The following is a 13690-nucleotide window of genomic DNA, read 5'->3' as shown; positions in this document are numbered from 1 at the left end:
CGATTTTGGGACTTAGCTATCGCCATTCAAATGCAGCCCACTGTCGAGCGACAACACAGATCCGGTCATCAGCCGCGCACCGGTAGACAGCCAGAACACATCTGCGGCTACATCTTCAGGCTGCCCGACCATCTGCAAAGGTGCCCGCGCCTCTTGCAACTCGACCCGCGCGTCAAATACCTGCTTGTCCATGCGTTCGACAAATCCGCCAGCAATCAACGCCGGACAAACGGCATTTACCCTAACCTTGGGTGCCAACACCCGTGCCAAGGACATGGTCAATGTGTTGGTTGCCCCTTTTGATGCTGCATAGGCAATCGAGGATCCAGTGCCCCAAATCGCACCGTAGGACGAGACGATGACCACGCTACCGCCCTCCCCCGCTTTGAGCGCTTCCGCACAGGCCCGCACGATCTGAAATGGACCCGCTGTATTCACCGCTGCGGTCTTCATGAAATCATCCATGGTCAGCGCATCGAGGTCACCATGCGGAACCAACCGTGTCGTCCCAGCCGAGGAGACGAGGGCGTCGATTCGGCCAAAGGTCTTCGTGGCAAGTGCAGCCAGTTCTCTGCAATCATCGTCTTTGGTAACGTCCGATTGCAACGAGATTGCTTGAACGTTCCCTCCTATGGCCTCTTCCGCCAAGGCATCAGCGGCGGCTTTCTCACTGTCGAGAAGGTAGCTGAGGACGACGTTCCAACCGTTCTGCATGAAGTACTGAGAGCAGGCCCGTCCAATCCCCGAAGCGCCACCCGTGATCACAACTGTTTTCGTCATTTTGGCTCTCCTTCGTCGGAATGGGCAATCGCGTCTTCATAGAGACAGACCAAGGCAGAGAGGTCGGCCTCTGGCGACACGGAAAGATGTTCGCCTGCCCGGTCATATACGGCACGCGCTGCGTCGGTCAGCGGTACGTCAGCGCCTTTTTCCGCCGCCAATGATTGTGCGAGCCCCACATCCTTGCGCATCAACTCGATTGCGCCCAGCCGAGGCGTAAAAGTTCGAGTTGCCATACGAGGGCCGAAAATACGCAAAGGAGCAGAATCCGCGAAACCACCCGCCAGTGCTGGGGCAAGAGCGGCAACGTCTACGCCCGCCTTACGGGCGAAGGCTGTCGTTTCAGCGATGGCGATGACATTTGCGGCGACGATCATTTGGTTGCAGATTTTTGTTATTTGCCCGCTACCTGACGCGCCCATATGTGTCACCCGCGCCGAAACTGCGTCCAACAGAGGCCCAAGCGCGTTGATACCCTCTGCCGTTCCGCCAGCGAAAACGATCAACTCGCCCTTTTGCGCGGCCTCGACACCGCCGCTCACCGGGGCGTCGACCCACGCGACACCCAACTTGGCTGCGCGCTCGGCAAAGGTTCGCGATGCATCTGCCGCGCCGGTTGAGAAGTCGGCAACCGCGCGCGCTTTGATCGTAGGGGCTGAAAACAGACCATCGGCCCCAAAGGCGATGGTTTCCACAACATCATGGGAAGAAACGCAAATCCCGATAATATCTGCCTTCTCCATAACCTCAGCGGGCGACGCGGCGGCGATTGCGCCTCTCGCGGCCAATGTAGCCAGCGGGGTCGGAGATCTATTCCAAGCGACAACATCGTGACCCGCTGCCAAAAGGCACTGGGCCATCGGCAGCCCCATGTCACCCAACCCTACAAAGCCGATCTTCATCCAATCGGATCCTTCTCCCACACGACATTGCCACTATGGGTGACTGCCCCTTTGTCGGCAGGCCCAACTGTGGCTGCGTATTTCTCAAGCAATCCGCCTTTGGCAATTGTTGGACGCTCAACGCGCTCCTTTCGGCGTTGGGCAAGGGTTTCATCATCCACCTGCATGGCAAGGGTGCAAACCCCCGCGTTCGCATCGATGTCGATGATGTCTCCGTCTTTTAGCAGCCCCACGGGGCCATCGCTTGCCGCCTCTGGGCAGACATAGCCGATGCACATCCCGCGGGTCGCCCCAGAGAAGCGGCCGTCAGTGATCAATGCGACTTTTTCACCGTTGCCCTGCCCATAAATCAACGCGGTAATGCCCAGCATCTCGCGCATACCCGGCCCACCGCGCGGCCCTTCGTTACGGATCACGATCACGTCGCCTTCGGCGTAATCCAGCGTTCGGATCGCTTTCAAACAGTCCTCTTCACATTCGAATACCCGCGCCGGGCCGCTGTGGACGAGCTTTTTCAGACCTGCAACCTTCAGCAATGCACCATCCGGCGCCAGATTCCCCTTAAGCACAACAACCCCGCCAGTCGGTGCAATGGCTTTTGCGGTGGGACGAACGACTTCGCCATCAGGCTTTGGGGTTTCGCAAAGCTCTTCGGCGATGGTCTTGCCCGTGATCGACAGGCAGTCACCATGCAAAAACCCGCCATCCAACAGAGATTTAAAGATCGCAGGCGCGCCACCGGCATAGAATACGTCCCGCGCCAGAAAGCGACCGCCCGGCTTAAGGTCCGCGATCAGCGGCGTGCGGGCAAATACCTCGGCAACATCATCAAGGTGAAACGCAATGCCCGCCTCATGCGCGATCGCCGGGATATGCAGCGCGGCGTTGGTTGACCCGCCTGTCGCCGCAACCACGGCGCAGGCGTTCTCAAGCGATTTGCGGGTGACCAGATCCCGCGGCAAAGGCGCGTCGCCCTTCACCGCCTGCATCAACACTTTGCCCGCACGGCGGGCCAGCGGCGCACGCGCGGCATAGACCGCAGGGACCATCGACGAGCCCATCAGTGCAAAGCCCAATATTTCTGAAACCATACCCATCGTATTCGCCGTAAACTGCCCCGCGCATGCGCCTGAGGTGGGCAGACAACTGCGGGTCATCTGATCCAGTTCTTCTTCGGTCGCCTCGCCTGCCAGAACTTTGCCAATCGTCTCATAGGTATCGACGATATTGACATCTTTGCCGCCTATTTGACCGGGCAGTGACGACCCGCCATACAAAAACAACGACGGCACATTGCAGCGCGTCATTCCCATCATCAGGCCCGGCATGTTCTTATCACAGCCGCCAATGCCAAAAATGCCGTCCCACTGGTGGCCGCGCACCGTTGCCTCAACACTGTCGGCGATCAGGTCGCGCGAGATGAGCGAGAACCGCATGCCGGAATGCGCTACGCTAAGGCCATCCGACACCGAGACCACGGGACACTCATGCGGCGTGCCCCCCGCTGCGAACACACCGGTCTTCGCGTGCTGTGCCTGATCGCGCAAACTGGTGTTGCACGGGCTCATATCGCCACCGGTATGGATCACCGCTACATGCGGGTTCGAGATATCCTCATCGTCCAGACCAAGCGCATAGAGAAAGCTGCGTGTGGTGCTGCGGATGATGCCATCACGGATGGTTTCTGAGCGAAAGCGCGGCGTTTTCATGAACGGTGTCCTAGGAAATTAGAGTGTTTGGAAGAGATGGCGGAGCGATCAACTCGTCAAAAGCGCAGGCAGCCATGTGGCCAAATCGCTCCACCAAAGGACCACAGCGAGAATGATGATCTGGATGACGACAAAGGGAATGATGCCGCGATAGATATCTCCGGTGGTCACCTCTTTGGGGGCGACAGCGCGCAGATAGAACAGTGCAAATCCGAACGGCGGTGTCAGGAACGATGTCTGCAAGTTCAGCCCCATTACAACGGCAATCCAGACCGGATGAAACAATACCGACCCATCTGCCCCACTGAAGGAGAAAAGCACTGGCGCCATAATAGGGGTGACGACGAAAACGATCTCTAGGAAATCGAGGAAGAACCCCAACAGGAACATGATCAACAGCATGCTGCCCAATGCAATCCACGGCCCGCCGGGGAGACCTGTGAAGAACTCATTTACCGTTTCCTCACCACCAAGACCGCGGAACACGAGGTTGAAGACCTGCGCGCCGATATAGATGGCAAAAACCATGACCGACATATGCAACGAGGCGCGCAGAATAGACGTGAGGACAGACGGCTCATCCGCTGTTTTCGACAGCCAGATCCGCCAAAGGCTTACAGCACTGCCCCAAGTGAAGGCGATCAAGCCAAGAGAGACAATAGCGATGTTGATCTTATCACCTGAGGTGATCGTAGATTTTGCGAGGCGCAGATCAAAGTTCAACACGAAGTAGACAACGATGATCGCGCCGATAACGGCCACCAACTGCGGCAGCGAAGATCGATCCGACAGGCGTTGCCCCGCCAGCAGGATCGCACCAATAGATCCGATTGAGGCAGCCTCGGTCGGGGTGGCGACACCGAAAAGGATGGAGCCCAACACAGCAACGATCAGCAAAAGCGGCGGGGCCAGCAGCAGCAAGACAGGACCAAGCGATACCTTTTCCCCCTCGGCCACCACACTTGGCGCGCGGTGCGGAGCGAAAAGAGCCACGCAAAGGATATAGAGCACATAAGCACCGACAAGGATCAGCCCGGGCAAAAGGGCACCCGCAAAAATATCGCCGACCGAAACCGGATCGGGTGCCCAATCCCCGGCATTGCGGCGCGCGGTGATATAGGCGTTCGACAGCACATCGCCGAGAATGATCAAAACCAGCGATGGGGGAATGATCTGCCCTAGGGTGCCAGATGCAGCGATGATGCCTGTTGATAGGCGTTTGTCGTAATTGGCTTTCAGCATGGTAGGCAGTGAAATCAGGCCCATCGTGACGACCGTCGCGCCCACGATACCGGTGGAGGCCGCCAGCAACATCCCGACAATAGCGACAGAGATACCTAGGCCACCGGGCAAGCGACCAAAGATTTTGGCCATTGAGCTCAGCAAATCTGCGGCGACGCCGCTACGCTCCAATGTCACGCCCATGAACACAAATAGTGGAACCGCGACGAGGACTTCGTTTGTTTCGTCCATCAGCCCGAAGATGCGGCCAAACAAGGCCCGAAGGAATGAAAGGTCGCCCCCTGCAAAAAAGCCAACCTGAAAAACAGCGCCCAGCACTGAAAAGAGCAAACCAACACCGGCCAGCGTAAAGGCGACCGGGAAACCGCGAAGGAGCAAGACAATCGCCACCGGGAACATCAACAGGTCAAGATGTGCTATCAATCCGCTCACAGTTCATCACTCACTTCATAAATCGGGTCGCTTGAGCGCCCTGTCAGACGCAAGAATGCTTTGATCATCGTCGAGAGGGCTTGCGCGGAAACGAGCACGCAGAAAACGAGCGATAACGCTTTGAGAACATAGCGGAACGGAATGCCATTCGGTTCGAGCGACCCTTCCTTGACCGCCCAAGCGCCGACAACGTTGGGCAGCGCAGACCAGCCAATCACCAAGCAAAGCGGCAACACGAACAGCAGGCTGCCAAAAAATTCGGTTAGATCCTGCACACGTGGGCTGGCTTTGTCATACAGAATATCAACGCGGACGTTCTTGTTCCAAAGCATCGCATATGCGGTGCCCAGCAGAATGGTCATACCATGCAGGTAGACCACCCCCTCCTGAAACCACACTGCGGGAATGCCAAACAGCGTCGACGTCGAGAAAACGTAGCGGGCGATGACGACGGCAAACTGCAAGATCACCATCAACAAAATGCCCCAGCAAATCACGCGCCCGGTAAGGTCGTTCACCGCATCAATCGCGGCGGCAATCTGTTTCATGAGGTTGTCCTTTACGCCACGAAGGCGGGCCGCAATTGCGCCCCGCCGATGCGTTTCTAAAGATTAGATGCCCCAGGCGCGGGCACGGTCAGCGTACATCTGACCTTCCAGAAGCTTGCCGCAGAACACGGCCTGCTTGAGGTACTCGACATAAGGCCCGTGAATCTTTTCGGACATCTCATCACCGTCTGGGTAGGCTTCCATCACCTCGACCGAAGCCTTACCCAATGCGTCAACGACGTCATCGGGGAATACTGACGGTGTCACGCCTTCTGCGATCAACTGCTGCAAGGCGACGACGTTGTTATAGGCGAAGGCCGAAGTCGTTTCATCCGCGACAGCAGAAATGACCGATTCAACAATGACCTTTTGCGCGGGTGTGAATTCTTCCCACACGTCCTTACGCACGATACATTCCAGACCCGCGCCCGTTTCGTGTGGGGCTGGCATATAATAATGCGGGGCGACCTTAGCCAATCCCAGAGCCTTGTCGTTCCAAGGCCCAACAAACTCCGCCCCATCGACGACGCCGGATTGCAAAGCGGGAAAAATTTCGCCTGTGGGCAAATTCACCGAGGACACCCCGATCTTTTGCATGATCGCACCCCCCAATCCAGCGATGCGCATCTTCAAGCCCTGCATGTCATCCAGCGAATTGATCGGCTTTTTGAACCACCCACCGGCCTGCGCCATTGAGCTACCCGCCCAGAATGGTTTGAGGTTGAACGGCCCATAGGCCTCATCCCACAGTTCCTGTCCGCCACCATAGCGGATCCAGCCTGCAAGTTCACCCGCAGAAAGGCCGTAGGGCATATTGGTATAATACATTGACGCTTTGATCTTGCCGGCAGCGAAATAGGGCGACGTATGACCCATCTCTGCGGCACCGGTAGATACTGCATCGTTCACGCCGTAAGGGGGCACCAATTCGCCGCCGCCAAAATATTCAACCGTCAGCGCGCCGTCCGTAGCGGCGGTAACCTGCTTGGCGATATTCTCAGCAGCATGTCCAAGCCCGGGAAACCCGCGTGGGAATGTCCCAACCAGCTTTAGGACACGCTTGTTCTGCGCCACAGCTGGCGCGGCAAGTGTTAAGGCGGCAGCGCCAAATGCGGCACCAGACAATACTGTTCTGCGTTTCATTGGTGATCATCCTCCCTGATGTGAACAAGGGAGATACGGTCGCGCACCAACCTCGTCGCACGCACCATAGGTCGAACTGATTTAGTTCCGCAATACGGAATATTTTTAATTTTGAGTTTCACTTTCTGCAACAGTTGAGGCAAACATAGCCTTCTCTGCTGCGGCCCTTTCGCAGCTTTCGTTAGGTGAGGCCTTCGCATGGTAACGTTGAAACAGTTGGAAGCGCTGTATTGGATCGGCCGTTTAGGAAGCTTTGAGGCCGCCGCACGGCACTTGCAGACATCGCAGTCAACCATCACCCGGCGCATCCAAGACTTCGAACAGGTGACCGGAGCCGCCTTGTTTGATCGAACTACCCGTGTTCCAACCCTATCCCGCCGGGGCCAAGAAGCCTGCCTGCAGGCCGCAGGCATTCTGGAAAGCACCGATCAGTTGGTGGCTGGTCTGTCCTCGCCCGAGATGATCGCGCGCCGTGTCTCTATTGGCGTCACCGAACTCTCCTCCTTCAGCTGGATCCCCGACTTTATGCGTAGGGTTCACGCCACTTTTCCAAGGCTCGAACTAGACCTTCGGGTGGGGTCCGCCTTTAAGTTGCGCCAGATGCTTGTCGAGAACGAGCTTGATCTCGTGGTGGTTCCTTCCGCGCTTTACCCGCCGGGCTTTACCCTTGAAACGGTTGGCTCCTTAACGACATCGTTTTGCGCGGCACGGGGGGAATTCCCGCAAGACACCCCCCTGAACTCAGACCTCCTGACCGGAACGCCCCTGATCGCGCAGGAAAACACCCTTTTTGATCAGGTCGTAGCGCGCAGCCCCCGCGCAGAAGGCACTGACCTAGGTGGTGTCATCGTCGCGGACGGCCTGCTGGCAATGATCGCCTTAGTAACTTCGAATTATGGTATTTCCGTACTGCCTGATTTCATACTTGATACGGCCCCATTCTCTGCGGCAGTCAGTCGCATTTCGCCAGATCTGAAGCCCGACCCGCTGGCCTATGTGGTCGCGTACTCAGAAAGCACCCGCAGCCCGGCCGTGTTGGCCCTGATTGAACTAATTCAAGAGACGTGCCGGTTTGACCAATTCTTTGCCGGAATCGCACCGGGCGAGCCGCAGGGTCTTGGGTCATCGCCAATAGAACAGGGTGATAGTGAATTGGGTGACGCACCAAAACAGCTCTAGGCATCGCCGGTCGTTCTCGGCTTCTGTCGATATAGCAGGTTAGAAATTTACACTTCGCGGATGAAAGCTTAAGCCTGAGAAACTGCCTGAAGGGCCATGTCCTCCACACTTTAACAAAGGCGTCCCATGGCCAGCAAAGCGAAGCTCCACCCCCGAAATCGGCACTTAGAAGGTTATGATTTCAAGCGTTTGGTCGCACAGACACCTGAGCTTGAGCCCTTCATAATCAATAGTCCTGTTGGTCGGCCGACGATAAATTTTCAGAACCCGATGGCTGTTCGGACGCTCAATCAGGCGTTGCTAAGGACGCATTATAGTATCAAATTTTGGGATATCCCCGCCGGCTATCTTTGCCCTCCAATACCAGGCCGCGTGGACTACATCCACCATCTCGCAGACTTGCTTACCGACGGAGATGAAAACGTGGTCCTGCCGCAGGGGCGGCATATCAGGGTGTTGGACATCGGCACCGGCGCAAGCTTGGTGTACCCCCTAACGGGCCAGAGCGAGTATGGTTGGCACTTTACTGGCGTCGATGTAGACGCAGGCGCGATCAAATCGGCACGCCAAATTTGCGAATCTAACGGGTTGGACATCGACCTTAGGCTACAGACGAACCCCGAGAATATCTTTCGCGGTGTGATCCAGCCCGACGATGCTTTTCATGTCACCATGTGCAACCCACCGTTCCACGGGTCTAAAGAACAAGCCAAGAAGGGGACTCAACGCAAGTGGGCAGGCCTTGGCAAAGGGCGCTCGGCAAAACTCAATTTCGGTGGTCGCGATGCTGAACTTTGGTACCCGGGTGGCGAGATAAAGTTTATCGCCCGCATGGTTAATGAGAGCACGGAGTTCGCCAAACAGTGTCTTTGGTTTACCACATTGGTATCAAAGAAAGACAACCTCCAGCCGCTCCATCGAATTCTAGGAAAAGCCAAAGTCGCTGAATACAAAGTCGTCGAAATGGCACAGGGGCAAAAAACAAGTCGCTTTATCGCTTGGACCTACATCAAGAAGAAGCAACGCACCTGACCTGCCCCCCCCGCTGATCCCTCATTCATAACGAGAGTATGCGGGTTTGGTTTTGAGAGTTTGAGGTTCCGGATTGAGCAAGCGCGGTAGCCACGGACCCCGTCCATTCACAAATGCAAGAACTGCTCCACGTGATCCCGCTCCTTATGAAAAGCAGGTGAATCGCCTTTCCAGACGATCTCCCCTTTTTCGATGACGAAATAGCGATCAGAAATCCGAGAGAGCTCGTCGAGGTTTTTATCAATCAATAAAATCGACAGGCCGTCCTTTTTCAACCTGCCCAACATTGACCAGATCTCCTCGCGGATAAGCGGTGCCAAACCTTCGGTTGCTTCGTCAAGAATAAGCAGTTTAGGATTGGTCATCAACGCGCGCCCGATGGCCAGCATCTGCTGTTCCCCACCTGACAATTGAAACCCAAGGTTATTCACCCGCTGGCTCAAGCGGGGAAAGGCATCATAAACGCGCTCTTGCGTCCAACCATCAGCAATGGGACGGGCGGTGGCACGCAGGTTCTCGGCTACCGTGAGGGAAGGAAAAATGTGGCGCCCCTCAGGCACCAGCCCCACACCCGCTTGCGCGATCTGGTAGGGGGCAGCGCCGATCATGTCTTTTTGCGCAATGGTGATCTGCCCCTTAAAAGGTTTGAGCAAGCCCATCAGGCAGCGAATGGTTGTAGTTTTTCCCATGCCATTGCGCCCCATAAGGGTGCTGACCTGACCTTCGGTGATGTCCAGATCGACGCCCGACAGGATCTGCGTATTGCCGTATCCTGCATGCAGATTCTCAATATTAACCAGCGTGTTCATTTCCCGGCTTCTCCCAAATAGGCCGCGCGCGCGACGGGATCGGCGCGCACTTCATCAGGTGTGCCTTGGGCCACAATACTGCCATCAACCAACACCGAAACCGTATCGGCCAACTGAAAAATCGCATCCATATCATGCTCCACCATAAGCATCGGAAGCGATCCGCGCAGGCTGGCCAAGAGGGCAACCAATGCGACACCTTCTGCCCGGCCAAGCCCGGCCATTGGTTCATCTAGCAGCAGAAACTTCGGCTTTCCCGCAAGCGCAATTGCCAGCTCCAGTAGACGCAACTCCCCATGCGACAGATCCATCGCCGGGATGTTGGCGCGGTGTTCAAGCCCGACACGCTGCAAGGTGGCAAGGGCAAATTCGTTGAGTGCAGTTTCGCGCGCGGCATTGCGGAAAAACCGCAAGCTCGATCCCGATTTGGCCTGCGCAGCAATGGCGGTGTTTTCCAACGCAGTAAAGCTGGGCAAAACTGTTGTGATCTGGAACGTGCGACCCAGCCCGGCTTGTACCCGCCGCGAAACGGACATGTGCGAAATCTCTTGGCCATCCATCAAGATATTGCCGGAATCCGAGCGTAACCCCCCCGAGATCTGGTGGATCAGCGTCGTCTTTCCCGCGCCGTTTGGACCGATCAGTGCATGACACTGACCAGTACCAATGCTGATTGAAATGTCTCGGCTGACCGTCAGTGCACCAAAGCTTTTGTTCAGGTTGCGTATTTCCAAACTGCTCATGCTGCGCGCCCCTTTGCGTCTTTAGACACAAACAAGTCAGCGATACCGCCTTTTGCAAATAGCACCATGAGCACCAAAACAGGGCCATAGATTAGCCGCCATTCATGGACAAACGAGCCGAGCACTTCTTCGATAATCACGATAAAAAACGCGCCAAGGATCGCGCCATTGCGGCTGCCCAGCCCACCCAGAACCACGACCACAATCAAATCCCCCGAACGCTGCCATGTGGCAAGTGCAGGGCTAACAAATTCGGCGTGCTGCACCAGCAATAGGCCTGAGACACCGGCAATCATGGCGGCAATCAGATAGGCAATAAGGCGATAGCGGGTCACGGCATATCCCATCACCTCCGCTCGTTCAGGATTGTCCCGCGCCGCGCGCAGCACCCGGCCAAACCGCGAGCGGCTGATCTGGAAAACGCCCCACCACGTTGCAAAAAGCGTCCCGAGAACGAGAAAATAAAGCCCGCTACCACTTTGCACAATATCGCTGCCAAACAGGGTCGCCAGCGACCACAGGGTAAGACCGTCATCACCGCCATAGGCCGCAAGGGAGGTCAGCGTAAAATAGGTCATTTGCCCGAACGCGAGTGTGATCATCAGGAAATAAACCCCGCTGGTGCGCAGCGCGAGGCTGCCCGTAACCAAGGCAACAAAACCCGTCACAGCAAGCGTAATGACCAGCAGCAAAAGGATATTCTCAATTCCATTTTCCAGCCCGATCGCCGTCGCATAGGCACCAACACCAACAAAGGCCGCATGCCCCAAGCTGACCATTCCGCCATGCCCGATCAGCAGATCAAGCGAGATGGCGGCAATGGCAAGCAGCATCGCTTTGATGATTAATCCGATCAGATACTCTGACCCGAACAAAGGCAGCAAGAAGGGCATCAACAGCAGCAGACCAAATAGGATCGCCGCAAAAACCAGTGAACGATCCATCATGCGACCCCTTTGGCAGGCAACAGCCCCTTTGGACGGAACACGAGGATCGCAGCCATCAGGATGTAGATCAGCATCGACGCCAAGGCTGGCCCGATCTGGTTGGCAAATGACGGTGAAAACAAGGTTGAGAGGATTTCGGTCGCAAAACTGCGCCCGAGTGTGTCGATCAACCCGACGAGTAGCGCAGCAATGAATGCGCCGCCGATTGACCCGATCCCGCCGATGATGATGACAACAAATGTCACGATGAGAATATTGTCGCCCATGCCCGGCTCGATCGCAAATATCGGCGCGGCGATGACGCCTGCGAAGCCGGCCAGCATGGCGCCCACCCCAAACACGATCATAAACAGACGCTGGATGTTCACCCCAAGCGCGGAAACCATTTCAGCCGAGGTAGCCCCGGCGCGGATCAACATGCCGATGCGCGTGTAACTGATGGTAAAATAAAGCACTGCCGCCACAGCAAGCCCCGCAATGATGGTGGCAAAGCGGTAGACCGGATAGCGCAGCGTTTCTGTCAACTGAATGGAACCCGCCAGAAATTCAGGCGGCGCGACAGACAAGGTGGCCGGCCCAAAAACAACCTTGGCCAACTCGTTAAGAAAAATGATGATGCCGAATGTTGCCAGCACCTGATCTAGGTGGCTGCGAGTGTAGAGGTGCCGGAAGACAAAAAATTCTAGTAATAGGCCAAATATCAACGCGGTGCCGAGCGACAAGAACACTGCAACAATAAAGCTGCCAGTCAATTGCACATAGGCATAGACCAGATATGCGCCGACCATATATTGCACCCCATGGGCCAGATTGATGAAACCCATCACGCCGAACACAAGCGTCAGCCCCGCTGCAATTAAAAACAACAGCATGCCGTATTGAAGGCCGTTCAGGCACAGAATTAGAAACAGTGTCGTAGACATCAAAATGTGCCTTTTAGATTAGAGAGAAAATGCCTGGCCCATATGGCCAGGCACCCTTTTGAGTTATCAAAAGTTACATTTTGCAGTCTTGGTGGAAGCTATCGGGGTAATCTTCGGCGATAGTGCGCACAAATGAGGTTTGGTAATTGCCATCCTCCCGTTTGATCACGTTCAACATGTGAAAATCCTGAACCGGATAGTGGTTATTGTTGAACGAAAAATCGCCGCGCAGGGAGGTGAAATCAGCCTCTTTGAGGGCTGCGCGCACCGCATCTTTATCGCTCAGGTCGCCGCCGGTTTTGGCAACGGCACTGTCGATAAGGCTGGCTGCATCGTAGGCCTGCATCGCGTAAGAGCCTGGCACATAGCCGTATTTCGCTTCAAACGCAGAAACAAAGGCGGTGTTTGCGTCATTGGCCAGATCCGGTGCCCATGAACCTGCCGCAAGGAACCCAACAGCCGCATCTTTTTGCCCCGGCAATGTTGTTTCATCTGTGGTGAAAACGGACATGAACTTTGTATTTTCAGACAGGCCCGCATTGGCGAACTGATTGACCAAACGCACACCCATGCCACCGGGCATAAAGGTAAAGACTGCATCAGCGTCCGAAGTGGAAATCCGCGCCAGTTCAGCCGAGAAATCTTGATGCCCCAGCGGCGTGAAAACCTCGTCGGTGACTGTGCCTTTAAAGGTTTGTTTGAAACCTTCGATGTTGTCTCGGCCCGCCTGATAGTTGGGAACCATGGTAAAGACACTCTCGAACCCTTCTTCATTGGCGATCATGCCGCTGATTTCTGCGTTCTGATTGTTCTGATAAGAGGTCACAAAGAAATAGGGGTTACAATTGCGCCCCGCAAAGGTCGACGGGCCCGCATTTGGGCTGACCAAGAACGTCTCTGATTGCACAACAGGCTTGAAAATCGCCTGAAGCATGTTCGAAAACACGGTACCGACGACAAAATCGACCTCATCGCGTTCAACAAGTGAGGTGGCTTTGAGCAGAGCCACATCTGGCTTGAGTTCATCGTCTTCGACGATCAGTTCGATTTTCTGGCCGCCCAACATGCCGTCTTTTTCGTCCAGCGCAAGCTGGAACCCATCAACGATCTGCTGCCCGAGCGCTGCGGGAGGGCCGGAAAGTGTTACGACCATCCCAATTTTAATGTCTTCGGCAAGGGCCATCGACCCTAGCGCCGTGCTCATCGCAAGACTCGTTGTCAGATATTTAAGATGTTTCTTCATGTTCGTTTCTCCCTGGTTTGCCCCTTGTTATTTTGCGGAGCTTAGTTGTTCCGGCTTT

General features: G+C 55.8%; 13 protein-coding genes. 2 read left to right on the top strand and 11 right to left on the bottom strand.

The features are described 5' to 3' along the window. Window positions 1-12: 12 nt before the first annotated feature. The 6 genes from BM229_RS14150 to BM229_RS14125 all read right to left on the bottom strand — a co-directional run bounded on the left by BM229_RS14150 (window position 13) and on the right by BM229_RS14125 (window position 6756). A complete protein-coding gene (locus tag BM229_RS14150) occupies window positions 13-780 on the bottom strand; it encodes an SDR family NAD(P)-dependent oxidoreductase (protein WP_093928286.1) in 768 nt (255 codons plus the stop codon). Continuing rightward, entirely contained in the window at window positions 777-1682 is a 906-nt protein-coding gene (locus BM229_RS14145) for an NAD(P)-dependent oxidoreductase (protein WP_093928285.1), read from the bottom strand. Before BM229_RS14145 ends, BM229_RS14150 begins: the two co-directional genes overlap by 4 nt. Beyond that, window positions 1679-3391: a dihydroxy-acid dehydratase gene (gene ilvD / locus BM229_RS14140; RefSeq protein WP_093928284.1), complete on the bottom strand. Its 1713-nt coding sequence runs from the start codon at window positions 3389-3391 to the stop codon at window positions 1679-1681. The genes BM229_RS14145 and ilvD overlap by 4 nt, the downstream gene beginning before the upstream one ends. Window positions 3392-3439: 48 nt before the next feature. After that, window positions 3440-5065 (bottom strand): TRAP transporter large permease, encoded by a 1626-nt coding sequence (locus BM229_RS14135; RefSeq protein ID WP_244152208.1) that lies wholly within the window; start codon window positions 5063-5065, stop codon window positions 3440-3442. Next, entirely contained in the window at window positions 5062-5613 is a 552-nt protein-coding gene (locus tag BM229_RS14130) for a TRAP transporter small permease subunit (RefSeq protein ID WP_093928282.1), read from the bottom strand. The genes BM229_RS14135 and BM229_RS14130 overlap by 4 nt, the downstream gene beginning before the upstream one ends. A gap of 63 nt (window positions 5614-5676) precedes the next feature. Beyond that, a complete protein-coding gene (locus BM229_RS14125) occupies window positions 5677-6756 on the bottom strand; it encodes a TRAP transporter substrate-binding protein (RefSeq protein WP_093928281.1) in 1080 nt (359 codons plus the stop codon). A gap of 198 nt (window positions 6757-6954) precedes the next feature. On the opposite strand from BM229_RS14125, the gene BM229_RS14120 reads away from it, so the two are divergent. Both BM229_RS14120 and rlmF read left to right on the top strand, forming a co-directional pair. Next, on the top strand, window positions 6955-7935 hold the full coding sequence (locus BM229_RS14120; RefSeq protein ID WP_093928280.1) for a LysR family transcriptional regulator: 981 nt from the start codon (window positions 6955-6957) through the stop codon (window positions 7933-7935). Window positions 7936-8061: 126 nt separating this feature from the next. Then, window positions 8062-8967: a 23S rRNA (adenine(1618)-N(6))-methyltransferase RlmF gene (rlmF, locus tag BM229_RS14115; protein ID WP_093928279.1), complete on the top strand. Its 906-nt coding sequence runs from the start codon at window positions 8062-8064 to the stop codon at window positions 8965-8967. Between the two features lie 107 nt (window positions 8968-9074). Here rlmF and BM229_RS14110 read toward each other — a convergent pair whose 3' ends face one another. From BM229_RS14110 to BM229_RS14090, 5 genes are all read right to left on the bottom strand, one after another. After that, the gene (locus BM229_RS14110; protein WP_093928278.1) at window positions 9075-9776 is read right to left on the bottom strand and encodes an ABC transporter ATP-binding protein; all 702 of its coding nucleotides are present in this window, start codon (window positions 9774-9776) and stop codon (window positions 9075-9077) included. Then, a complete protein-coding gene (locus BM229_RS14105; RefSeq protein WP_093928277.1) occupies window positions 9773-10519 on the bottom strand; it encodes an ABC transporter ATP-binding protein in 747 nt (248 codons plus the stop codon). The genes BM229_RS14110 and BM229_RS14105 overlap by 4 nt, the downstream gene beginning before the upstream one ends. Beyond that, entirely contained in the window at window positions 10516-11463 is a 948-nt protein-coding gene (locus tag BM229_RS14100) for a branched-chain amino acid ABC transporter permease (protein ID WP_244152206.1), read from the bottom strand. The genes BM229_RS14105 and BM229_RS14100 overlap by 4 nt, the downstream gene beginning before the upstream one ends. After that, the gene (locus BM229_RS14095; RefSeq protein WP_093928276.1) at window positions 11463-12389 is read right to left on the bottom strand and encodes a branched-chain amino acid ABC transporter permease; all 927 of its coding nucleotides are present in this window, start codon (window positions 12387-12389) and stop codon (window positions 11463-11465) included. The genes BM229_RS14100 and BM229_RS14095 overlap by 1 nt, the downstream gene beginning before the upstream one ends. A 73-nt stretch (window positions 12390-12462) precedes the next feature. Further along, the gene (locus BM229_RS14090) at window positions 12463-13632 is read right to left on the bottom strand and encodes an ABC transporter substrate-binding protein (protein ID WP_093928275.1); all 1170 of its coding nucleotides are present in this window, start codon (window positions 13630-13632) and stop codon (window positions 12463-12465) included. Window positions 13633-13690 lie beyond the last annotated feature (58 nt).

The sequence above is a fragment of the Sulfitobacter dubius genome, from assembly GCF_900113435.1.
Taxonomy (GTDB): Bacteria; Pseudomonadota; Alphaproteobacteria; order Rhodobacterales; family Rhodobacteraceae; genus Sulfitobacter; species Sulfitobacter dubius.
Note: the sequence above shows the minus strand (reverse complement) of the source record. Positions and strands in the feature narration are given on the sequence as shown.

What these genes read in the sequence shown, in the direction of transcription:
- rlmF (WP_093928279.1), top strand. Translation starts at nt 8,062, where the DNA reads ATGGCCAGCAAAGCGAAGCTCCACCCCCGAAATCGGCACTTAGAAGGT.
- BM229_RS14125 (WP_093928281.1), bottom strand. Translation starts at nt 6,756, where the DNA reads ATGAAACGCAGAACAGTATTGTCTGGTGCCGCATTTGGCGCTGCCGCC.
- BM229_RS14120 (WP_093928280.1), top strand. Translation starts at nt 6,955, where the DNA reads ATGGTAACGTTGAAACAGTTGGAAGCGCTGTATTGGATCGGCCGTTTA.
- BM229_RS14110 (WP_093928278.1), bottom strand. Translation starts at nt 9,776, where the DNA reads ATGAACACGCTGGTTAATATTGAGAATCTGCATGCAGGATACGGCAAT.
- BM229_RS14145 (WP_093928285.1), bottom strand. Translation starts at nt 1,682, where the DNA reads ATGAAGATCGGCTTTGTAGGGTTGGGTGACATGGGGCTGCCGATGGCC.
- BM229_RS14100 (WP_244152206.1), bottom strand. Translation starts at nt 11,463, where the DNA reads ATGGATCGTTCACTGGTTTTTGCGGCGATCCTATTTGGTCTGCTGCTG.
- BM229_RS14150 (WP_093928286.1), bottom strand. Translation starts at nt 780, where the DNA reads ATGACGAAAACAGTTGTGATCACGGGTGGCGCTTCGGGGATTGGACGG.
- ilvD (WP_093928284.1), bottom strand. Translation starts at nt 3,391, where the DNA reads ATGAAAACGCCGCGCTTTCGCTCAGAAACCATCCGTGATGGCATCATC.
- BM229_RS14090 (WP_093928275.1), bottom strand. Translation starts at nt 13,632, where the DNA reads ATGAAGAAACATCTTAAATATCTGACAACGAGTCTTGCGATGAGCACG.
- BM229_RS14130 (WP_093928282.1), bottom strand. Translation starts at nt 5,613, where the DNA reads ATGAAACAGATTGCCGCCGCGATTGATGCGGTGAACGACCTTACCGGG.
- BM229_RS14105 (WP_093928277.1), bottom strand. Translation starts at nt 10,519, where the DNA reads ATGAGCAGTTTGGAAATACGCAACCTGAACAAAAGCTTTGGTGCACTG.
- BM229_RS14095 (WP_093928276.1), bottom strand. Translation starts at nt 12,389, where the DNA reads ATGTCTACGACACTGTTTCTAATTCTGTGCCTGAACGGCCTTCAATAC.